At 67.3% G+C, this 23,425-nt stretch carries 12 protein-coding genes and 1 pseudogene; 4 read left to right on the forward strand and 9 right to left on the reverse strand.

Features of this window, described 5'->3' with window-relative positions; genetic code table 11:
- Positions 1 to 18: 18 nt before the first annotated feature.
- On the reverse strand, positions 19 to 1,311 hold the full coding sequence (locus tag PT282_RS05230) for an alkaline phosphatase family protein (protein ID WP_374114141.1): 1,293 nt from the start codon (positions 1,309 to 1,311) through the stop codon (positions 19 to 21).
- A gap of 185 nt (positions 1,312 to 1,496) precedes the next feature.
- Here PT282_RS05230 and PT282_RS05235 point away from each other — a divergent pair, with 185 nt between their 5' ends.
- Positions 1,497 to 4,229, forward strand: coding sequence for a DNA topoisomerase (ATP-hydrolyzing) subunit A (locus PT282_RS05235; RefSeq protein ID WP_277168491.1), 2,733 nt, complete (start codon positions 1,497 to 1,499; stop codon positions 4,227 to 4,229).
- 1,613 nt (positions 4,230 to 5,842) lie between these two features.
- Here the strand turns inward: PT282_RS05235 and PT282_RS05240 are convergent.
- The 4 genes and pseudogenes from PT282_RS05240 to PT282_RS05255 form a co-directional block, all read right to left on the reverse strand.
- Positions 5,843 to 9,691: pseudogene (locus PT282_RS05240) on the reverse strand (DEAD/DEAH box helicase); the annotation flags it as partial.
- Positions 9,692 to 9,836: 145 nt separating this feature from the next.
- Positions 9,837 to 12,239: a type IIA DNA topoisomerase subunit B gene (locus tag PT282_RS05245; RefSeq protein ID WP_277168492.1), complete on the reverse strand. Its 2,403-nt coding sequence runs from the start codon at positions 12,237 to 12,239 to the stop codon at positions 9,837 to 9,839.
- 158 nt (positions 12,240 to 12,397) lie between these two features.
- Positions 12,398 to 13,921, reverse strand: coding sequence for an RNA polymerase sigma factor (locus tag PT282_RS05250; protein ID WP_277168493.1), 1,524 nt, complete (start codon positions 13,919 to 13,921; stop codon positions 12,398 to 12,400).
- 147 nt (positions 13,922 to 14,068) lie between these two features.
- The gene (locus PT282_RS05255) at positions 14,069 to 14,734 is read right to left on the reverse strand and encodes a DUF4192 domain-containing protein (protein WP_277168494.1); all 666 of its coding nucleotides are present in this window, start codon (positions 14,732 to 14,734) and stop codon (positions 14,069 to 14,071) included.
- A gap of 552 nt (positions 14,735 to 15,286) precedes the next feature.
- Here PT282_RS05255 and PT282_RS05260 point away from each other — a divergent pair.
- Positions 15,287 to 16,390, forward strand: coding sequence for a polyprenyl synthetase family protein (locus PT282_RS05260; protein WP_277168495.1), 1,104 nt, complete (start codon positions 15,287 to 15,289; stop codon positions 16,388 to 16,390).
- Between the two features lie 128 nt (positions 16,391 to 16,518).
- Positions 16,519 to 18,807 (forward strand): Stk1 family PASTA domain-containing Ser/Thr kinase, encoded by a 2,289-nt coding sequence (locus PT282_RS05265; RefSeq protein WP_277168496.1) that lies wholly within the window; start codon positions 16,519 to 16,521, stop codon positions 18,805 to 18,807.
- A 199-nt stretch (positions 18,808 to 19,006) separates the two neighbouring features.
- Here the strand turns inward: PT282_RS05265 and PT282_RS05270 are convergent, their stop codons facing one another.
- Positions 19,007 to 19,729 (reverse strand): 1-acyl-sn-glycerol-3-phosphate acyltransferase, encoded by a 723-nt coding sequence (locus PT282_RS05270; protein ID WP_277168497.1) that lies wholly within the window; start codon positions 19,727 to 19,729, stop codon positions 19,007 to 19,009.
- A 77-nt stretch (positions 19,730 to 19,806) separates the two neighbouring features.
- Here PT282_RS05270 and PT282_RS05275 point away from each other — a divergent pair, with 77 nt between their 5' ends.
- Positions 19,807 to 20,325, forward strand: a complete 519-nt coding sequence (locus tag PT282_RS05275) for a hypothetical protein (RefSeq protein WP_277168498.1) — start codon at positions 19,807 to 19,809, stop codon at positions 20,323 to 20,325.
- Positions 20,326 to 20,463: 138 nt separating this feature from the next.
- On the opposite strand, the gene PT282_RS05280 is transcribed toward PT282_RS05275, so the two are convergent.
- The 3 genes from PT282_RS05280 to PT282_RS05290 all read right to left on the reverse strand — a co-directional run bounded on the left by PT282_RS05280 (position 20,464) and on the right by PT282_RS05290 (position 23,388).
- Entirely contained in the window at positions 20,464 to 21,486 is a 1,023-nt protein-coding gene (locus PT282_RS05280; protein WP_277168499.1) for a linear amide C-N hydrolase, read from the reverse strand.
- An 83-nt stretch (positions 21,487 to 21,569) separates the two neighbouring features.
- Positions 21,570 to 22,562 (reverse strand): DMT family transporter, encoded by a 993-nt coding sequence (locus PT282_RS05285; RefSeq protein ID WP_277168500.1) that lies wholly within the window; start codon positions 22,560 to 22,562, stop codon positions 21,570 to 21,572.
- A gap of 82 nt (positions 22,563 to 22,644) precedes the next feature.
- A complete protein-coding gene (locus PT282_RS05290) occupies positions 22,645 to 23,388 on the reverse strand; it encodes a glutamine amidotransferase (protein WP_277168501.1) in 744 nt (247 codons plus the stop codon).
- Positions 23,389 to 23,425: the final 37 nt, after the last annotated feature.

The following is a 23,425-nucleotide window of genomic DNA, read 5'->3' on the forward strand; positions in this document are numbered from 1 at the left end:
CGCCGGGCCGCCGTTTCGCTATGCCATGTCGATCAGGCAGGGGATGTCCGATTCCATATGGGTCAGCGAGCCGTGGACGCTGGGCAGGCGGGTGGCGGCGTCGCTCTGCGTGCGCGAGTCGACGATGGTGACGCGTGAGGCGGCCGAGACCAGCACATCGCCGAGCACCGGCTCCACGCGCTCCTCGACCGGTCCGAACATCCCCTGGCCGATCGCCTCCGCCTTGGTTCGCACCTCGGCTCGGTCGCCCAGGAAGTCCCGCCAGCGCCCGGCGATGGCCTCCGGGTCCTCGTCCGGCTCCGCGTAGAGCATTACCGAACGCGGCTCGCCGCCCACCAGGGCGACGCCGCGGCCCAGCTCGCCATGCTCGGCGACGTCGATACGCGCCTCGGGGTCGGTCTGGATCATGCCGTGGTCGGCGGTGATGACGATCAGGGTGCCCTTCGGCGCGAAACGTCGCAACAGCGCCAGCTGCGCGTCGATGGACTCGAAGGCGGCGATCCAGCGGTCGGAATGCCAGCCGTAGTTGTGCCCGGTCTTGTCGGCGTCGCGGATGTAGAGGTAGATCAGCCCCGGTTCCTCGGCGGCCTTGCAGGCGTTGAGCACGCGCTGGCGGGGCGAGCCGCCGCTGACGTAATGGGTGCCGCGCAGCGCCGCGCGGGTGAGCGGCGAGAAGGCGAATTTGGGAAGCCCGGAACTGGTGACGCGCACGCCCTTGGCGGCGAGCAGCTCGAAGACCGTGGGCTCGCGCTGCAGCTCCTCGGGGCCCGGTGCGTCCCTGAACTGGATGAGCTGGCAGAGCCCGCCGGTGTTCGGATTGCGCTCGGTGTAGCCCGCCATACCGGTCATGCCGGGGCAGGTGCCGGTGCCGAAGGTGGCCATCGCGGCGACGGTGGTGCTGGGAGCGCAGGTGGCGATCGGACGCTGGTTCTCGCTGTGGCCCATCAGCGAGCGCAGGTAGGGCGCGTGCCCGCGGCGCAGGTTGATGTTCCAGTAGCCCATGCCGTCCACGAGCACGACGATGGCCGAGCGGGCCTGCGGGAACCCGAGGGTACGGCGCAGCGATTCCGGGTCGCGGTGGACCCTGGTGGCGACCGGCGTGCCGATGGAGGCGCTCAACGCCGGCAGGATGGAGGACAGGTGCAACGCCCCGCCACGCTCGTTTCCGCCGGTCCGGTTCCCATCCATATTCGTGGTTCCGGCGTCTCCTGGTTCTGCCGCATGCCCCACGTCTTGCGCCACTTGGTCGCCGTAGGTGGCGGGCCGCGTCATGGAAAGCAGTTGGGTTTCGTCCGGCACTTCGATACTCATAGCCTCATTCAATCACCGCGAGGCGAAAACCACGACGGCGCCTGTCCTCTCCCGTGGCGACGGAACCACGCTCGGAAGCCAGACGCGCCACGGCCCGCGCCGACAGTCGAGCAGGCGGCCACCGACGAGGCCAACCACTACACTTCGAACTGATTGTCTTTTAGTGTCAAGGAGTTCGCACCAGCATGGCTCAACGTCGCAAACCGGCCAAACCGTCGTATGACCCGCACACGGTCAAGGAGAACATCGTCGAGACGCCCCTCGACGACGAGATGAGCAAGTCGTTCCTCGAATACGCCTATTCGGTGATCTACGCGCGCGCCCTGCCGGACGCCCGGGACGGCATGAAGCCGGTGCAGCGGCGCATCATCTACCAGATGGGCCAGATGAACCTCACCCCCGACAAGGCCTACATGAAGTCGGCGCGCGCCGTCGGCGAGGTGATGGGCAAGCTGCACCCGCACGGCGACTCCTCCATCTACGAGGCCATGGTGCGCCTGGCCCAGCCCTTCGCCATGCGCCTGCCGCTGGTGGACGGGCACGGCAACTTCGGCTCGCTGGACGACGGCCCCGCCGCCTCGCGCTACACCGAGGCCAGGCTGGCCCCCGCGGCGCTGGGAATGAACGCGAACATCGACGAGGACACCGTCGACTTCTCCCCCAACTACGACAACAAGCTCAAGGAACCCGACGTGCTGCCGGCCGCCATCCCGAACCTCTTGGTCAACGGCGCCTCGGGCATCGCGGTGGGCATGGCCACCAACATGGCCACCCACAACCTCGGCGAGGTGATCGCCGCCGCCAAGCACCTGATGGCCCATCCCGATGCCACGCTCGAGGAGCTGATGCGCTACGTGCCGGGCCCCGACTGGCCGGGCGGCGGCATCGTCATCGGCCGCGACGGCATCCGCGAGGCCTACGAGACCGGCCGTGGCACGCTCACCACGCGTTCGGCCACCCACATCGAGAACGTCACCGCGCGCAAGAAGGCGATCGTGGTGACCGAGCTGCCGTTCATGGTGGGCCCGGAACGTGTGCTGGAGCGCATATCGGCGGGCGTGAAGAACCACAAGATCGAGGGAGTCTCGGGCGCGATCGACCTGACCGACCGCCACAACGGCACCCGCATCGTCATCGAGATCAAGACCGGCTTCGACCCCAACGCCGTGCTCGCCCAGCTCTTCAGGAACACCCCCCTGGAAGACAACTTCGCCATGAACAACGTGGCGCTGGTGCACGGCCGCCCGCACACCATGGGCTTGAAGGAGATGCTCGAGGTGTGGGTGGAGCACCGGCGCAACGTGATCCACCGGCGCAGCGAATACCGTCTGAAGAAGGCGCAGGAGCGGCTGCATCTGGTGGAGGGCATGCTGTTGGCGATGGTCGACATCGACGAGGTCATCCAGGTCATCCGCACCTCCGAGAACGCCGAAAGCGCCAAGACACGGCTGATGGCCGTCTTCGACCTCGACGAGATCCAGGCGCAATACATTCTCGATCTTCGTCTGCGCCGCCTGACCAAGATGAGCCGCATCGAGCTCGAGGCCGAGCAGGACGAGCTGAAGCGGAAGATCGAGGAGCTCAACGCGATCCTCTCCTCGCGCCAGCGGCTCGACGAAGTCGTGGTCGCCGAGATGGACGAGGCCGTCGAGAAGTGGGGCAGCCCGCGCCGCACGGTGCTGCTCGACAAGGCCGAGGACGGCAGCCTCACGCCGGTCACCTCGCTGGCCGACACCGCCGCCGGAGCCGGGGCCGCTGGAGACAATCCCGATTCCTCGGCAATCGCCGCGATCCACACCGCCAACACCCTCTCCTCGGTGGCGGCCGACGTCGCCGCGGCGGCCAAGGCCAAGAAGGCGGGGCGCGGCGACGAGGCGGAGCAGGCGCTGCGGCTGGACGACGAACCGTGCACCGTGGCGTTGAGCGCCACCGGCCTCATCGCCCGCATGACGCCGAGCGCCCTCGACGTGTGGCGTTCGCGCGCCGCCGGCGACCAACGCGGCCATGACGACCAGATCGTCTCCATCTTCGCGGCGACCACGCTTGCCAAGTACGCGCTCATCACCTCAGCGGGCCGTCTGGTGCTCGCGCAGGTGGCGGACCTGCCTTCCCTGGCCGTCTCCGGACCGGTGGACCTGACCGGCGGCGTGCGTGCCGACGAGCTGCTGGGCATGACCGAGAGCACCGACCCCGTCGCCGGCGAGCATGTGGTGGCCGCCATCGCCATGGGCGCTCCGGTCGACGGCAATGACTCTGCCAACGGTGACGACGCATTGGCCGAGGCCCTGGCGCCGCTGGGGCTGGGCACACGCCACGGCATGGTCAAGCGCTGGAACCGCGAATCGCCCAGCACCATGGACTCCTGGCCGGTCATCGACTTGAAGGACGGCGACGAGGTGGTGTTCGCCGCACCGGCCGCCGACGACGACCGCATCGTCTTCGTCTCCTCCGACTCCTCGCTGCTGACCTTCGAGGCCAAGGCGGTGCGGCCGCAGGGACGCACGGCCGGCGGCATGAACGGCATCAAGCTGGCGGACGGCGCGCATGTGGCCGCCTTCAATGTGGTGCCGGCCGGCAAGGTGGCCTGGACCTACGAGGAGGGCGACAACGGCATGTTCTCGGCCTCCGGGGCGCTGGTGCTCACCGTGGCCGGCGACGACGCGGCCCTGCCCGGCACCGAGAACGGCGCGGCCAAGCTCACGCCGCTCGAGATGTACCCGACCAAGGGGCGCGGCACGCGAGGCGTGCGTTCCCAGCGCTTCCTCAAGGGGCAGAACACGCTGACCTTCGCCTGCGTGGGCACCTACCCGATGCACGCCAGCACCTCCGCCGGCTCGCCAATCGAGCTGCCGAAGCCGGACATGCGCCGCGACGGCTCGGGTGTGGAGCTCGCCGCGCCGATCGAGTACGCGAGCTGAGCTGCCGGCTGAGCGATGCCGGGATTCCTGGAGCGTTGGGGATCCCGGCATTTCCATAGGTATCGGATATCCCATCGGCTTCGACGTTTCGACGATTTCTACGATTTCTACGATTCCGCCATGATCGGTATCCCCGATATTCGTGAATACCCAAGCGATGACGCCCCTATGGAACATCCATCACCGAAGACGAATCCTGCGATGTATCCCCAAGGGCGCGACGGCTCGCCAGCGCCTCGCTACCGATAGAGCCGCATGCCCTGCGGCGACGGCGTGAACCCGGCGGTGCGTAGCGGCTGCGTGTAGCGATTCAGGGCTGTTAAGGGCTCTCCGTTGACATCGCGGAAGGTGACGCTGCCACGCCTGTTGTCCGACCGCGGGCCTGACGCATACTGCGAGCGCAAGGTATCGGCCAGTTGTGCGATGGCACGCCGAAGCCCGAAATCGGTAGCCCTGAAACACAGCAGATGGTGGCTGGACGGAATGGCGTAGAGCACCGGCTTGCCTTCGATGAAGATGACCATGGAACCGACCAAGCGCCGGGGCCGTACCGGTTTCCCATGCCTATGCGCGACCGCGGTAACGGCAGGAAACGGCACAGTGCCATCCGACGGAACCGATGACTTGCCTGAATCACGTTTCCCCTCATCTCCCGGCGAATCTCTCATTGCTTCAGCAACGTCCACATCAGCGGGTTGGACAGCAAGCGAATCGTTCTCCTGATCGGTTTCGACACCGCTCTTTTTGGTGATATCGGCCGTATCATCGGACGTGTCTAACGATGGCCATGTGACCGCTCCACCGGCAAGACTCGCGGGATCGGCGGCATCCAGCACCACCGCCAACGGAGCGTCCTGCACTCGCCACTGACGCAATTGATCGATAGTGGCGCGTTCGGCGAACTGCACTGCGGAAAGACCACGGACGAACATGCCACGGACCAACGTGCCCGTAGCCTCCATCCGCCTCAACACCGGGTAGATATCCGCGAATCTCACATTTCCCGGGTCCATGTCCATCAGCGGCGGGGCGATGATGCCGTAACAGTCAAGCAGCGTCTCGACCTGCGCGATGGCACGCGCCTCCGGCCCCACGTCCTCCGGTCTCGACACGGCCGACCACAGGCCGGCCAGGGTCTCCGGCAACCGGGGCCTGCGCTCGACCCGTGCCCGGGCATGGAGACGATAACGGCCACGCGACGCCCGCGCATACGAACGGCCGGCAGTTCGAGCGCCATTCCCCTGACGCAACAGCGCACGGACCGGAGCGAACGACGAATTGGTCACGTCGCCACGCCACACCAACGACCACAGTTCCCGTTCGAAAGCCGTGCCGTTGGCGGACGCCATATGGATCTCACCGGTCAGAGGGTCCACGACCTCCTGTGGCCTGTCTCCGCTATGAAGCTGCCATCGCGCTTCCAATTGTTCCGCACGATAGGAGCCGCCGAGTGACAGCAATGAGACGATGCCATCGCCGACGGAATCTCCCTGATCCGCCGAAACGGCATCGGATGGGGACTTGCCGTCGTTGGCACGCCTGTCAACCGTTGGATTCTGCGCAAGTCGACGTCTCACACTCTCACCATCCGGTCCGCCAGGCAAATTGCGCCGATTGTCAACACCCGTCAGCAACGGCGAATCGGCGAGATAGAACGCGATCTTGCCGGGCCTCGTGGCCGATTCCGGACCAGTGGCCGCGCTTTCGTCCTTCGAGCCCACCCACATGACCTCGCCGGCCGCAAGCAGCTCGTCGAGCATCGACGGGCTGAAATCGGGCACCCTGGACGGCAACACCGCCGACTCCCACATCGCCGCAGGCAGCGGCATGCCCTCCAACTGCTCGATGGCGCGCAGCAGCCCGTCGGTTCCGCTCAACCGTAGCGAAGCGGACCGGGAGTCCGGCGAAGCGTCTTCGATCGACTCGCTTTCCTCCATTTCCCCGCCATCGGGCGCATACCGGCGATCGGACGCGCCTTGCCGGAGGGCGTCTCCGTCCGTTTCCGCGCCGATTCCCTGCCGGGCCAGCAGCCACGATTGGTAGGTCTCGGGACTGACCGGTTTCAGGGACTTGCGTGTCAGCGTCCGCGAGCGCGAGCGGATGCGACGGAACACCTCGCGGTGCAGGTATTGCACGCCCGGCGAATCTCGCGTGAATTCGCCGGTCATCAGCGCGCCGCGCGCCTTCAGGTCATCAAGCTCGTGGACCACCGTGGCCGCGTCCAGGCCCAGATCCGCGACGGCCTGGTCGGCGGTGAACGGCCCATGGGTCTTGGCGAAGCGCGTCACCCGGCCGGCCACGTCATCGGGTTCGAGCTCGTTCCAGAACCGCCGGTGGCTCAGCTCCTCCTGAATTTGTGTGATGGCCTTCGGATCGAGCGCGTCGGCGATGTGCCCGCTGCCCAGCAGCTCCTCCAGGACCTCCGGATCCATCGCCAGAAGCGAGGCCCGGCGTTCGGCCTGCGGTGAATCGTATTCGTACATCACCGAACCCACGAAGCCGAACAGGAGGTTCTGGGCGAACGGCGACGGGCTCTGCGTCTCGACGTCACGGACTTCGATGTTGCCTTCATCGATGTCGGTCATCAGCCGCCTCAACGCCGGCAGGTCATAGACGTCCTGCAGGCATTCGCGGGCGGTTTCCAAGACCAGCGGGAAATTGTGCTGGGTCTTGGCCGCCGCGAGCAGTTCGGAGGCGCGCAGGCGCTGCTGCCACAGCGGCACGCGCTTGCCGGGGTTCATCCTCGGCATGTAGAGCGAACGGGCGGCGCATTCGCGGAACCGGGTGGCGAAGAGCACCGAGTCGCCGATCTCCTCCTCCACGTCGCGCAGCAATTCGTCGGCGTCGAATGCGAACAGGTCGGCGGCGCTTGCATGGCTGTCCTGCTCGGGCAGGCGCACCACGATGCCGTCATCGGTGGCGTAGGTCTGGCCGTCGAAGCCGTATTGGCGCTTGAGCCGGTTGGTGACGGCGAGCGCCCACGGCTCATGCACACGACGGCCGTATGGCGAGTGCAGGATGACGCGCCAGTCGCCCTCCTCGTCCTGACAACGCTCCACGACGAGGGTCCTGTCGGTGGGCAACGCGCCGATGGCGGCCTTCTGTTCGGCGAGCAGGCGGGCGAGGTTGGCGCGGCCATTGTCATCCAATCCGTCGTCGCGCAGGCGTTGCTCGGTGGCGGCATCGAAATGGGGTCCGGCATCGCTCCCGTCGGCCCGGACTGTCGGCGACGTCACCGTTGATTGGTCCATATCCGTTGCGGCATCGGAAGACGGCGATGACGTCGACACCAGTCCGTCGCCGATCTCGCGGACGAACGCGCCCAGCAGCGCGCCGAATCCGGCGTCACGCCCCGGCCCTTCGCCATGCCAGAACGGCAGTCGCGCGGTGCGTCCGGGCGCCGGGGTGACCACCACGCGGTCGTTGGTGATCTGGTCGATCTGCCAGGTGGAGGTGCCGAGTGTGATGATGTCGCCGACGCGGGATTCGTAGACCATCTCCTCGTCCAGCTCCCCCACCTTCTTGCGTCCGGAACCGGCGTCGGCTTCGGGCAGCACGACGGTGTAGGTGCCACGGTCGGGAATCGTGCCGCCGCTGGTGACGGCGAGACGCTGCGCTCCGGGGCGGGCGGAGATAATGCCCTGTTCGGCGTTGAGTTGCAGCGGCGGCCGGAAGGCGGAGAACTCCTCGGAATTGTAGGCGCCGGTGAGCATGCCGATGACGTTGTCGAACATGTCCCGCGAGAGCGTGGCGAACGGGGCGCTGCGGCGCACGGCCGTGTACCAGTCGTCAGAGCCGAGGTCGTCCATCGCGGCCGCGGCGACCGTCTGCTGGGCCAGGATGTCGAGCGGATTATGGCGCACGGCCAAGGGTTCGATCTCGCTTTGCCGCATGCCTTCGACGGTGGCGGTGGAGGTGATGAGCTCCTGACGGGTGAGTGGATAGAACAGCGCGTGCGAGACGCCGCCGACGCGATGGTCCGCCCTGCCGACGCGCTGCAGGCCGGAGGAGACGGAGAGCGGCGGCGCGACCTGGATGACCATGTCGACCGAGCCCATGTCGATGCCGAGCTCGAGGCTGCTGGTGGCGACCACGCAGCGCAGGCAGCCGTGTTTCAGGTCGTCCTCGATGATCTTGCGCCGCGCTTTGGAGACGGAGCCGTGGTGGGCCATGGCGATGGTCTCGGACTTCGGGTGCGAGCCGACCAGGGCCGAGGAGGAGCCGACGACGGAATCGTAGTGCCGGCCGTCGCCGTAGGCACGGTTGCCGGCCTCGGCGCCGCACTCGGTCTCGGCGTACAGGTCGTTGAGGCGGGCGGTGAGGCGCTCGGCCAGGCCGCGTGAGTTGACGAACACCAGCGTGCTGTGGTGGCTCAGGACCTCGTCCAAAATGCTGCGTTCGACCGCCGGCCAGACCGAGTGCGAGGCGGAGGCGGCCGGCGAGGAATGGTCGCCGCGCTTGGTGCGGTTCGGGCCATCGGTCATATCGCCGGAACCATTGCCGGCGAGATCCTTGCGGGTCTTGGCCAACGCACGCATGGCGGAGGTGACGCCGCTGATACGGCGCGGGCCTCCATCGCCGCCGCTGCCGGATTTCACACCCGGTTTCCCGTCGCTTTCGCCGGTGTCGCCGATATGAAATCCGTCGCCGTCGCCGGAGGACGCGCCCAGCGCGCCCATGTCCGCCACGGGTTCGACGATGTTCAGGTCCATATGCACCGGATCCGCGCCATCGACGATAGTAACGGACTGGTCGCCGCCCAGGAAGGACGCGGCCTCCTTCGGCGGATTGACCGTCGCCGAAAGCCCGATGCGCTGCACCCGCCGGCCAGTCAGCAGATCGAGCCGTTCCAGGCTCAGCGCCAGATGCGCCCCGCGTTTGGTGGCCGCGAGCGCGTGCACCTCGTCGACGATGACGGTCTCGACGGTTTTGAGGATGCGGCGGGCCTTGGAGGTCAGCAGCAGGTAGAGCGACTCGGGGGTGGTGATGAGGATGTCGGGCGGATGCGCGGCGATGCGGCGGCGCTCCTTGGCCGTGGTGTCGCCCGTGCGGATGGCCACGTCGATGCCGGGAACCGGGATGCCCATGGCGTCGCACTGCGCGGCGATGCCTTCCAGCGGCACCCGCAGGTTGCGTTCGACGTCGGCGCCCAGCGCTTTGAGCGGCGAGATATAGAGCACCCTGACACCCGGCTCGTCGGGTTTACCGGCCTTGTCGGCTTTGCCGGATTTGCTGGGTTTGTCGGCTTTGCCTGATGTGTGTGATCGCCCGCCGATCAGCCCGTCGATGGCGCCGAGGAACGCGGCGAGGGTCTTGCCGGAGCCGGTGGGCGCGACCACCAGGACGTTCTCCCCCGCCAGGATATGCGGCCAGGCCCCGGATTGCGCGTCGGTGGGCGCGGCGAACGCATGCGAGAACCACTCCCGGACGGGAGCCGAGAACGGATTCAGGCATTCGTACATATGTTCGATTATGCCCACACCCGCTGACGTCGCAGTGACACGGAACCGGCACCGCCCGCGTCCGTCATGGCAATGCCGTCACGCTCGGGAAACCGGGGCAACGGCGATGGCGACGGCACCTGCGGCGCCGACCATGGCCCGGCGATCAGGTGTCGATCTTGCTGCGGTCGAAGTCGTCGGCGTTGTCGACGATGAACTGGCGGCGCGGGGGCACCTCGTCGCCCATCAGCAGCGTGAAGATGCCGCTGGCGTCCTCGGCCTCCTCCATGGAGATGCGGCGCAGCATGCGGCTGCGCGGGTCCATGGTGGTGTCGGCCAGCTGGTCGGCGTCCATCTCGCCCAGGCCCTTGTAGCGCTGCACGTCGGGATTGTAGGCGATGCCCTTCCTGTCGAGGTCGGCCAGCTTGCCGGCCAGCTCGTCGTCGGAATAGGTGTAGATGAACTCGCCCTTGTGCTTGCCGGCCAGCGCGATGCGGTGCAGCGGCGGCACGGCGGCGTAGACGTGGCCGTGGCTGATCAGCGGGCGCATGAAGCGGTAGAAGAGCGTGAGCAGCAAAATGCGGATGTGCGCGCCGTCGACGTCGGCGTCGGTCATCATGATGACCTTGTTGTAGCGGGTCTGGGTGACGTCGAAGTTCGCCCCGGACCCGGCGCCGATCACCTGGATGATCGCCGAGCACTCCTTGTTGGCCAGGATCTGGTTCATGCTGGCCTTCTGCACGTTCAAGATCTTGCCCCTGATGGGCAGCAGGGCCTGGAAGCCGGAGTTGCGGGCGGCCTTGGCGGTGCCCAGCGCGGAGTCGCCCTCGACGATGAACAGCTCGGCCACGTCGTCGTTGCCCGGCTGGCAGTCGGAGAGCTTGGAGGGCATCGAGGCGGATTCGAGCGCATTCTTGCGGCGGGTGACCTCCTTGGTCTTGCGCGCCTGGATGCGCGCGTGCATCTCGCCGGCGATCTTCTCGAGCACGCGGCCGGACTGCTCCTTGTAGCCGCGCTTGGCCCCGGTGATCATCTCGCCGAACTGCTTGTCGGTCATCCTCGAGACGATCGGGCGCACGGGGGCGGTGCCGAGCACGTCCTTGGTCTGGCCCTGGAACTGCGGTTCGGCGATGCGCACGGTGACCACGGCCACCAGACCGGCGAGGATGTCGTCGCGCTCGATCCTGGTCTTGGAATCCTTGAGGTTGACCTTGAGCTTGCGGGCGTTGGCCTCCACGGCCTTGCGTATCTGGCGGGTGATGCCCTGCAGGAAGCCGTCGACGTGCATGCCGCCGCCGGGTGTCTCCACCACGTTGACGAAGCTGCGGATGGTGGTGTCGTAGCCGTTGATCCAGCGCAGCGCGATGTTGACCTGGCAGTCGCGCTCGGTCTTCCGTGCATGCAGGTCGCCGTTGTCGTCGACGGCCTGGGTCTCCTCGACGTAGGTGTCGTCGCCGCTGATGTGCCAGATCGACGAGACGGGCTCGCCGTGGGAGAGGAAGTCGACGAAGTCCTTCACGCCGCCGGTGTGCAGGAACTCCTCGACGCGCTTGTGGCCGGGCTTGGCCGCGGCATCCACCAGCGATGCGGAGGCGGGATCGACGGCGGCGGGCTGGTCCGCGGTGCCTTCCGGCTGGCCTTGGGCCGCGTCATCGCCGTCATGGGCGTTCTCGTCGCCACGGGCGGCATCATCCGTTTCGACCGCGCCAGCAGTTGCCGTATCGGCGATGGCATCGGCATTCTCGGTTGACTGCGACCCCTCGTCGGACTGCGCGCTGGCGGTGGCGAGATCGGCCTGCGCGCCCTCGCCTTCGGGCGCATCGACCTCGAACATGTCATCGATCGCAGCGTCGCCAGTCTCCGGGATGTTCTCGTCGATGACCACGATCTTCAGGCCCGGCACCAAAAAGCTGGTCTGGCGCACGCGGTCGATGAGCTGCTCGTAGCTGAAGCGCGCGGTGTCGTTGAAGATCTCCGGGTCGGCCCAGTAGCGGATGCGGGTGCCGGTGGTCCTGGGCGTCACCTTGCCGATCACCTCGAGCTCGGTGGGCTTGTTCTTGCGGGTCTTTTTGAACTTGTTGTCGGGTGAGCGGTGCTCGGCGTCCGGGTCGTCGTAGACGCCGGGATGGCCCTGGTGGAACGCCATGTGGTAGGTCTTGCCGTTGCGGTCGACCTCGACGTCGAGGCGCGAGCTCAGGGCGTTGACCACCGAGGAGCCGACGCCGTGCAGGCCGCCGGAGGCGCCGTAGGAGGAGTTGCCGAATTTCGCGCCGGCGTGCAGCTTGGTCAGCACGACCTCGACGCCGGTGAGCTTGGTCTTCTTCTCCACGTCGACGGGGATGCCGCGGCCGTTGTCGGCCACCTCGATGGAGCCGTCGGTGTGCAGGGTGACCACGATCTTATCGCAGGCGCCGGCGAGCGCCTCGTCGACGGAGTTGTCGATGATCTCCCACAGGCAGTGCATGAGCCCGAGGCTGTCGGTGGTGCCGATATACATGCCGGGGCGCTTGCGTACGGCGTCGAGCCCCTCCAACACCGACAGGTTCTTGGCACTGTATTCCTCAACCATTCGTCATTTACCTCATATCTCGTCCGCATGGCCCTGAAAACCACAAGCCACCAGAATACCCAACAGCCTCGCCAACACCGCCATGCGCGAGCCTTGGCGCACGCATGCGAAAAGCGGAACCCGCCGCGGCGAAAGCCAACGGCGGGTCCGGGACGCGATCACTGGTCGAGGAAGTCGCGCAGCGTCTGCGAGCGCGAGGGATGGCGCAGCTTCGACATGGTCTTCGATTCGATCTGGCGGATACGCTCACGGGTCACCCCGTAGACGCGGCCGATGTCGTCGAGGGTCTTGGGCTGGCCGTCCTCGAGGCCGTAGCGCATCTTGATGACGCCGGCCTCGCGGGGCGAGAGCGTCTCCAGCACCTGCTTGAACTGCTCCTGCAGCAGGGAGAAGGCGACGGCCTCGCTGGGCGCGATCGCGTCGGTGTCCTCGATGAGGTCGCCGAACTCGGAGTCGCCGTCCTCGCCGAGCGGGGTGTGCAGGCTGATCGGCTCGCGGCCGTACTTCTGCACTTCCTGCACCTTCTCGACGGGCATGTCGAGCTCGCGGGCCAGCTCGTCGGGCGTGGGCTCGCGGCCCAGGTCCTGCAGCATCTGGCGCTGGACGCGGGAAAGCTTGTTGATGACCTCGACCATGTGGACGGGCACGCGGATGGTGCGGGCCTGGTCGGCCATGGCGCGGGTGATGGCCTGGCGGATCCACCAGGTGGCGTAGGTGGAGAACTTGAAGCCCTTCTTCCAGTCGAACTTCTCGACGGCGCGGATCAGGCCCAGGTTGCCTTCCTGGATCAGGTCAAGGAAGAGCATGCCGCGGCCGGTGTAGCGCTTGGCCAGCGAGACCACGAGACGCAGGTTGGCCTCCAGCAGGTGGTCCTTGGCCTTCTTGCCGTCGTTCGACGCCCACTTGAGCTCGCGCTTGCGCTTGAAGTCCATGCCCTCGGACTCGGTGTTGAGCAGGTGCTGGGCGTAGAGCCCGGCCTCGATGCGCTCCGAGAGGTCGACCTCCTGCTCGGCGTTCAGCAGGTTGACGCGGCCGATCTGCTTCAGGTAGTCCTTGACCGGGTCTGCGGTGGCGCCGGCGGCCACGACCCTGCGCTTCGGGTTGCCGGAGGGGGTCAGGTTGTCGTCGTCATCGTCCCGGTCGTTGACCACGAACGCGCCCTTGGCCTTCGGCAGCGCCGCGGCCCGGTGGTGCGAGACGGCCTCGTCGCTGGCATCGGTGCCGCCATCGCCCTCATCCGGGGACTGGGCGTCGTCATCTTCCATCTCGTCGACCTCGTCCTCGTTCTGCTCGAGGTCCTGGTCCCTGGGTTCCTCATCCTCGTGCTTCGCGTCCGCCTTGGAGGATTTGGCGGGCTTGGACGCCTTCTTCTCGGCCGTAGCCTTGGCGGCCGCCTTGGAAGTCGCCTTCGCCTCCTCCTTCTCACCGTTCTTGGAAGGCTTCTTGGCGGTGGATTTGGCGGCGGGCTTCGAGGTCTTCCTGCCGGCTGTGGACGACGCCTTCTTCTTGGCGGTGGAGGCGGTCTCCTTCTTCTTGGCCGCGGAACCCGACTTCTTCGCCGTGGTCTTGCCCTTGCCCGACGTATGCGAGGCGGAAGCCGCGTCCTTCACCTCATCCTTGGCATCGGCCTTCCCCTGATCGACCTTCGACGCTTTTGCCTGTTCCTTCTTGGCCAAACTCATCCTCCTGAACGAATACGGTAGTGGAGCGCCCATTATCCACGGCGCGAGCTCATCTCATGGCAATGCCCCAACATAGGAGTTAACCATCTTGTGGCGACGATTATTCCCGTTTCGCACAATTTCGTCCGCCGGCGCGATGCGGACGCGTCATTGGCGCCATGCCGGGCACACCTCGTCCTCGATCGCCGAGCAGATGATGCGCGCCAGCACGCACGATCCGTCGCGTTCCAGGGCGAGCCTGGCATAGCCGCCGGCCTCGTCCTCCCCCAGCCACCACAGGGTGTAGGCCACCACGCACAGCGGCTGCACGCGGAAGCGGCCGGGAGCGCGCGCCGCCAGATCGCGCAGCATGCCGATGCCGGCGCGCAGGCGGCGGGCATCGGGCCGCAGCGAGGCGTCGTTGAACGCCCGGTCGAGCCCACGGTAGAGCAATCTCACATTGTCGGGCTCGTGCGGATGCGTGGCACAGCCGAGCATGGTCGCCGTCGCCCCCTCGCCCCTGAGACCGCCGACCAGCGAGAGGATCAGCGCGTCACGGGCGGCGAGCGCGTCGGCCATCGCCACCACGAGCCGGCAGGCGCACTCGCGGCCCATCCTCGCCCGTCCGCGCTCGAGGTTCTCGTTCCACTGCGCGAACGGCTCATCCAGCCACTCCTGGCCCGCCTCGGCCACGCCCCGCTCCATGCACCGGCAGTGCAGGGCGGCGGCCAGCTCCTCCAGGTCGTCGAGGTCGAATTCCCCGTCATCGTCCGGGCCCCGGTCCATGGCCTCGCCCGGATCCTCATACAGGTCCTCGTCCGGATTCTGATCCATGGTCTCATCCAGGTCCTCATCCCAATCCTCATATGTCCTCTCGCACCCTTCGGCACCAGCCCGGCAACCACATCCGCGCCGCCTGCGTTCCTTGCGGTCCGGGCGTTCCTCCTCGCACCGCCCATGCCGCCCCGACGCCCCGGGCCGTGAGGAGTCCCGCCGTTTCGCCGGCGCATGGACGCGCGTCCCGTCACCGGCACGGCCGGCCTTTCCCCGCCGCGCATCCTCCCTGGCGGTCATCACCTCCGCATCCGGTCCTTCCATCGCCTCGTCACGGCGATCTTGCCCGGTCATGTGCTCCTTGCCCCGTCGGTTTCCGTCGTTCCTCATCTTGTCGTCACCTCGCATGGCTGCCATTCCTTTCCTTGTCGTTGGTTGTCCGGTCGGCGTCCGCGCCTACCCGATGTGGGGTCGCGCAGCCGGCCGGTTCTTGAACTATGGCACATTTCCGCGTTTCGGAGGCGATATTTCGGCCACTGTGGTCGAACGGTTGTCAGCGTTGGAATCTCAACGATTCGAGGGCAAGTATGGCGTTGTGGATAACCTCGAGATATGTCAACGAGTGTGGATAACCGGACGATCGACCGACGCATCGAGGAGCTGACCAACGCCTGGATGGCGACCGGGGAGCCGGGTTGCGTCGACGCGGCGCTCGAACCGACCATGCGGGCGTTGCGCGGCCAGGCGGCGGCCTCCAACGCGGGCGGCAAGCGTCTGCGCGCCCGTCTCGCGCTCGCCGCCTACGGGACGGGCATATCCGTGGCGCCCATCGCCGCAGAGCAACCAGCGCAGGCACACGGGGCGATGCTCGACCTCGCCTGCGCCATCGAAATCCACCAGACCAGCGCGCTCATCCACGACGACCTCATCGACGACTCCCCCCTGCGCCGCGGACGTCCCAGCGCCCACGCGGCGCTGGGCGAGGCGACGGGAAGCGAATCGTCCGGAAACGGCCTGGCGCTGATGCTGGGCAATATGCTGGCCACCGCCGCCGCAAGCATCGCCGTCAACGCCCTCACCGGCCACGGCCTGGCCAATCCTGGCGCCGGCATCTCGGCGTTCCTCGCCATGCAGCGGGCCATCGAGATCGGCCAATCCCTCGACCTCGCCGCCGAAGGCCTGCCCCTTGAGGAGCCAGAACGGCTGGCAAGCGCCTCGCTCAACGTCTTCGCATGGAAGACCGCGAGCTACACCACCATCGCCCCGATCATGCTCGGCCTCGCCGCCTCGGGCGTCGATCCGGACCACGCCAAGGCGGCCGCGCGCGCGATCGGCCTGCCGCTCGGTGTGGCCTTCCAGTTGGCCGACGACCTCCTCGACGTCACCGGAGACCCGGCGCGCACCGGCAAGCCCGTGGGCGGCGACATCCGCGAGGGCAAGCGCACCGTGCTGCTCGCCGATGCGCTCATGCGCGCCGACGAACCGGAGCGGCGGACCCTGATCGCCATGTACCAGGCACCGCGGCGCGGCGACGACGAGGTGCGCGAGGCCCTGGCGCTGTTCGCCTCGACCGGCGCCATCGACGCCTCACGCAAGCGCATACGGAGCCTGTGGAACCGCGCGGACAAGGCCATCGACACGGCCATCGCCGATGCCTCAGGCCGTGCGACGCTGCGGCGGGCGTGCCTCGCCTTCGTCCCCGGGTCGCTGCGCTGAGCGCGGCGCCCATACCGGCCCATAGCAGACGTCGATATCCAACCGTGGCCATACTGCCGCCCCTAGTACCTCGGGGCTTGTAAAATGTAATGGTCACGAACCCCGAGTCAAGGAATGCCAGCCACCCCATGAGCCAGACCGACCAGACGCCCACCATCGAAGGGCGATACCGTGTGCTCGCCAAGATCGCCGACGGCGGCATGGCCACGGTCTACCAGGCGATGGACGAGCGGCTCGAGCGCACGGTGGCGATCAAGGTGATGCACACCCAGCTGGCCGAAGGCCCCCACCGCGACCAGTTCGTCGAACGCTTCCACCGCGAGGCCCGCAGCGCCGCGGCCATCAGCAACCCCCACATCGTCCAGGTCTACGACACCGGCACCTGGCATAACCTCGACTTCCTGGTCATGGAATACGTGCACGGCGTCAACCTGCGCCATGAGATGGAGGAGCGCGGGGCGCTGAGCGTGCGCGAGACCGTGCGCATCGTCTCGCAGACCCTCGATGGGCTTTCCGCCGCGCACCAGGCCGGCGTGGTGCACCGCGACATCAAGCCCGAGAACATCCTGCTGAACGACCGCGGGCGGGTGCAGATCACCGACTTCGGGCTGGCCAAGGCGGTCAGCCAGGCCACGCTCTCCACCACCGGCATGCTGTTGGGCACGGCCGCCTACCTCGCCCCGGAGATCATCGAGAACAACGAGGCCACCCCGCAGGGCGACCTGTATTCGGTGGGGATCATGGCCTGGGAGATGCTCGCCGGGCAGGTGCCCTTCGCCTCCGGCAACCCGGTGACCATGGTCTTCAAGCATGTGCACGAGGATGTGCCGCCGATCAGCTCGGTGTGCCCCGGCATCGATCCGACGATCGACGCCTTCGTCGCCTCCCTCACCCAGCGCGACATCTCGGCGCGGCCGGCCGACGCCACCGTGGCGTGGCGCCAGCTAAAGACGCTGAGCGCGGGGCTGGACGGCAAGGCATGGTCGTTCCGCCGCGCCGCCGCAACCGCTGCCGCAACGGCGGCCGGACTCGCCGGCACGCAATCCGGCACGCCGGCGGCTGCCACGGCCCTCGACGACCGGACGCGGCCCCAGGTGCCGGCTCCCCCGCGCCAGACCACGGCGGCGACCACGGCCCTGCCCGGCACGCCGTCCACCCAGCCCGGCGCCACGGACCTGGCCGGCACGACGAATACGGCACCATCGCCCACCGCCGCGCGATACCGCGAACCCGGCATGCCATCCGCCTCCAACGCCGCCACACAGGCCATCAACGGGCGCACCCTGGCCAACGACGGCTCGAAGGCCGCCGGCGAGCCGACCACCACCCTCCCCCCGCTCGACGCGCGCATGGCGCAGGCCGAGCCGACGGCCGATAAGGCGAAAAGCAGCACCGGGACAGGCACGACCACTTCCGCAAGCGCACCGGCCGCGAAGCGCGCCAACCGCCAGCCGATCGTCATCGCCGCACTCGCCGCGGCCTTCGTCCTGCTCGCCGCGCTGGGCGGCGCGTGGTGGTATTTCTGGGGGCCGGGAAGCTATTGGAACGTGCCCAAGCCGGACCAGCTGAGCTGCCCGTCGCAGGGCTCGTGCAGGATCGCCGACGTGCGCTGGAGCCCCTACGAGAGCACGCTCAAGGTCGCCGGCGTCCCCTATCAGGTGCGACGCGACTACAGCGACACCGTCAAGGCCGGCAATATCATCTCCACCGACCCCGGCTCCGTGGGCTCGCACGTGAGCAAGCGCCGCTCCGGCAAGCTCAGGGTGGTCGTCTCGCGCGGCGTGCGCCAGGCCACCGTGCCCAAGGACATCCTCGACCCGAAGAGCGCCGACGGCAGGAAGCCGCTCGCCGCGCTGAAAAAGGCCGGATTCACCAAGGTCGTGCACCGGCAGGGCGCCGACGAGTATTCCGAGACCCTGCCGGCGGGCGCGGTGCAGTCCATCACCCCGAAACCCGGCGCCAGGGTGGCCCACAACCACAAGGTGGTCGTGGTGCTGTCGAAGGGGCCGATGCCGGTGAGCATGCCCGACATCGTCGGCCGTTCCCGCCAGGAGGCGCAGGTCGCGCTCGACGACGCCAAGCTCAAGGCGAACTACACCGAGCAGTTCAGCGACACCGTCGACGCCGGTGTCATCGTCTCCTCGTCGATCAAGGCCGGCACGCAGCTGCACTGGGGCGATTCGGTCGACATCGTGGTCTCCAAGGGCCCCGAGACCGTCACGATCCCCGACGTGCGCGGCAAGGGCAGCGGCGAGGCGCAGCGGATGCTGGAGGCCCTCGGGCTCAAGGTCAAGATCTCGGCGCCGCTGGGCGACCTGACCCACACCGTGCGCCTGCAGTCGCCGGATCCGGGCCAGCAGGTCCGCGTGCGCGACGCCAACGGCAATCCCACCGTCGTCACGTTGACTGTCGTCTAGGCGCCTGCCGACCCTCTTCGTATCGGTGGTGGACAGGCCGCAGCGCCTCGGGGACGACGGTCCGCATCGAGCACGGATATCCGCAACCTGCAAATGAGCATACATGGGCGTCGCCGATCGATGGCATGTTCGACGACGCGGCCAGGCGAACATCGCGTCCCGGGATTCGCGGCGGCTCCCGGTTACCGTTTTTGCGATTTCAGGCCTTGGCCGGCGTCCCGGCTTCCTGCTTCGTCGACGAGGCCTGGGCCTTCAGGCGCGCCTTGACCTTCTGCGCGTATTCGTCGACGTATTCCTGGCCGCTGAGCTTCGCGATCTCGCAGGTGACACGGTCGGTCAGCCCGCGCAGCTGGTCGTGGGTGATGGTCTCCGGGTCGACCCTGGCCACGTGGATCGGCTTGCCGTAGACCACCGTGGTGTGTCCGGAGGAGGGGATGACCTGGCCGGGCATCTGCAGCTGGCGGCTGCCGATGAGGGCGGTGGGGATGATGTCGCATCCGGTCTCCAGCGCCAGCTTGGCCACGCCGGTATGCCCGCGGTAGAGCCGGCCGTCGGGGCTGCGCGTACCCTCCACGTGGATGCCGAAGAGATGGCCGTCCTCGATGATCTCGCGGGCGTGGGCCAGCGCGCCCAGCGACTTCGAGCCGCCGGAACGGTCCACGGGGAAGACGCCGACCGAGCTGAACCACCATTTGATGAACCGGCCCTTGATGCCCTTGCCTTCGAAATACTCGGCCTTGCCCATGAAGTGCACCATGCGCGGGCTGGTGAGCGGGATCAGCGCGTCGTCGATGACGGCCAGATGGTTCGCCGCGATGATGGCCCCTCCCCTTTTCGGGATGTTGGCCACGCCGACGCCTTTGGGATGCATGCGCCACTTGGCGATCGGCCCCAGCCCGCGAACGAAAAACCAATACAACATGGACCGGTCCCTTTCCTTTTCACCAAGCCTTGCGGCGGCCGGCGGAATTGGCCGACCGGCCGATTAGAGTGAATGCTATGACTAGCCCCAAGGATACCAATGACGCTGACGAGCCGGACGAGGTGTGGCAGCGCTTCGCCTCCGAGCATGCCGACGATCTCGACGAGGTAAGCAGGTCGCGCCAGGCCAGGCGCTTCGAACGCCATGCCAAGCGCCAGGAAAAGGAGCGGCTGCTCTCGGTCGATGAGCTCGACGACGACGCGTTCGCCGGCGGCGGTCCTTCCGCGGGCCACGGCCCCAGGGACTTCCAGGGTTCCAGCTGGCTGGACACCGACGCGGTCATGGACGAGGGCAGCGATTTCACGCCGCCGAACCCCCGTCTCGGCCATCTCGACGCGGTGAAGGTGGTGTTCTGGGCGCTGCTGGTGGTGGGCGTGCTCGGCATCATCGCCACGGCCCTGGTGCCGCGCATGGCGGGCATGCTGGCCACGGTGTTCGGCCTGTGCGCGCTGGTGGGCGCGGCGGGGCTCATCATCCAGCACCGCGGCCACAGCCAGACCCGCAGCGACTATTTCGACGACGGCTCCCGCGTCTGAGCGGGGACGCCCTTCGGCTACAGGTCATAAAAGGCCCGAGCCACTGAGGCACAAGGGCATACGCGAGTGGCGGCTGGCACGCACCTGGGAAATCCAAGGCATGCCAGCCGCCACTCGCGTATCGGAAGCAAGCCGGAATCACCACCGTTCGAAGGGCACGTAGATCGGCTTGTCGCCGTAGAAGCGGAAGTACTGCGTCTGCCCCCACCGCTCCGGGTCGCCGAACTCGAGCAGGCGGACGGTGCGGTTGTCGTAGGTGTGCGCGTAGAGCGCCTTGTTGACGATGTCGTAGACCGCGGTGTATTGGGTCCAGGCGAAGATCGTGCCGTCGTCCTGCCTGATGCGCAGCAGCCCCTTGGGCGTGTTCTCGCAGCCGAGCAGCTGGAAGATCTGGTTGACCGCCTCGCCGTCGTCGACCTCGACCGACAGCAGCTTGGCGTAGGCGGCGCGCAGGAAGCGCGATTCCGGCTTGTAGTCGGCGGGGATGCCGACCAGGCCGCTGGTGGGCTCGCCGAGCGGGATCGTGTCGATCGGCTCGTCGTCGCGGTAGGTGTAGGTGCGGTAGGTGGAGCGCTCCAGATGCGTCTTGACGTTGTTCAGGTGCCAGTCGAAGGTGGGCGCGTTGGTGAAGACGCCCAGCTTGTTGTCGAAGACGCGGAAGCCGTTCTCCTTCGAGGGCTCCACGACGATGGACCGGCCGCTTTCGTCCTGGAAGACGGCGTGCTGCGGCACCGACATGCCCATCATGGGGCCCTTGTCGGTGGTGATGCCGAGGTCGTCGTTGAGGTTCTCGGCGATCTCGTCGAGCGTGGCGTATTGGGTCAGGATCCAGGTCACCAGTTCCTCGCCGCGCAGGGCCGTCTTGCCGGATTTGCGGATCTCGTCGGTGGGCGCGTAGCGGAAGAAGTGGTCGAAGTAGAACGAGCCGCCGCAGATGCCCTTGTCGTTGATGCCGTCGAGCACCACCGGATATCGGTGGACGTCCTGCGCCCATACGATGCCCATCACCGCGCGTTTGGTGCGAAACGGCGTGTAGGTGGATTCGATCATCGTCCCCGCCGGTATCCTGATCCCCGCGTATTCGAAGTTCTGTTCGAAGTCCTGGGTCCTGCCCCAATAGGGGTGGCCCTGTTTGCTGATCATCTCAATGCCTGTGCACATTGCATAACTCCTTTGTCATTGGCGTTGTCTCGCATGGTGGCGCCGCCGCCGACCCCAGCGCCGGCAGCGGCGCATGCCATCGTCTAGCGTTCGATCGTCTCCTCTTTCTTGGCCGAGGGGACCATGGCGATCCCGGCGCCGACGAGGGCGACCAGGGCGCCGAGGACGGTGACCATGTAGACGTGGCTGCCGAGGGCCGGCACCAGCAGGTCGATGAGCACGGAGCCGATGAGCTGGCCGGCGGTGGAGGCCAGGCCGAGCAGCAGCAGGCCGAGGCCGCGCACCAGCAGCGCCATCAGCGCGATGGAGAGCAGGCCGAGCGGGCCGCCGAGGTACATCCACCAGGTGGTGGGCAGGTGGAATTTGACACCACCGAGCAGGATGCGCACCACGAGCACCGCGCCGAGCACGCAGAAGCCGACGATGAAGTTCCAGGTGATGGAGACCAGCATCGAACCGGTCTGGCGGGCGACGGCGTCGTTGCCGGCGGGCTGCCATCCGGCGAGCAGGCCCGCGAGGAAGGGCAGGATGACCAGCGCGATCATCGAGGGCGCCTGCCAGCTGGGCAGCACCACGAGCACGGTGGCGGCGATGGCGAGCAGGGCGCCGAGGATACGGGGGACGTTGAAGGGCTGCTTGACGTCGACGCCGATGCCGAAGCGGTCGCACAGCAGCCCGGAGATGACCATGCCGGAGATCAGCGCGGTCTGGAAGGTGGCGACGCCGAGGATGGAGGCCGTGGCGCCTTCGGAGAAGACGACCATGGCGCCGCAGCAGCCGGCCAGCCAGTTCCACCAGGGGATGGAGCGTGACCGAATCTTGCCGGGGATCGAGGCGAACTGGCGCCTGGTGGAGCGGCGCGCAAGGATGATGACGGCCATGACGACCAGGCCGGAGCCGAAGGAGACGACCGCGGAGGCGTTGCCGTCTCCCAGCTCCTTGCCCACCTGGCCGTTGACCGCGGACTGCATCGGCGAGAGCATGCCGGCCAGCACCGTGGCGATGAACAGGAGCGGGACGGCTATGGCCTTCTTTCCGCCCGGGGTTTTTGCGGATGACTGTTCCGTATCACTCATATGATCTCTTCTTTCTGGTTGTTTCGTTCTTTCACTTCGTTGTCAAAAATGGAATCGGGCTGCCGACGGGCGGCCGGCGGCGTCAGTCCTTGCCGGCCAGCCAGTCGATGCAGCGGGAGAAGAACTCGCCGTAATGGGGCCAGTCCATGAACTGTTCGGGGGCCCAGTGCGGGGCGACGTCCGACATGTAGGCCAGCGAGCGCCCGGCGCCGAACGAGCCGGTGATGAGCAGCGGCTCGTCGCCCACCCTCATCAGCACCTCGCTGTCCGGCTTGGCCGTGGCGCGCTGGTAGCCGAGGATCGCGGGGAACTCGCCGAGGCCGTCGGCGATCGAGCCGGGGGCGACGCAGCGCGGAGTGACGCCCTGGGGCGCCTCGACGCGGTCGTCGTAGGGCAGGATCGAGACGGGCAGGGCCTGCTCGACGGGGGTGCCGGCGTAGTGCGCCTTGCCCTCGAACCCGCCGAAGGAGAGGTAGCCGCCGGCCATCATCAGGCCGCCGCCGTCCTTGACCCAGTCGCGCAGCAACGCCATGCGGTTGGGCATAGGCCGGCCCTGGTCGAAGACCTGGGAAGAGAGCAGCAAAGAATTCGAGCCGATGTCGGAAAGCAGCACCACGTCATAGCGCCTCAGCTCCTCCATCGTCGTCGGGAAATCGCGCTGCACGTCGTGGGCCAGCAGATGCGTGACCTCGTGGCCCTGGGCGCGCAGGGCGTCCAGCAGTTTTTGGCAGCCGATCTCCAGCCGCGTGCTGGTGAATGAATCGAAGCCCTTGTATTCGGTGGTGGATGAGATCCACGACTCTCCGGCAAGCAATACCTTGGCCATGTGCACCCTTTCAACGGTGAATGTGCGAACATCAAAT

This window comes from Bifidobacterium sp. ESL0763 (assembly GCF_029433395.1).
Classification (GTDB): Bacteria; Actinomycetota; Actinomycetes; order Actinomycetales; family Bifidobacteriaceae; genus Bifidobacterium.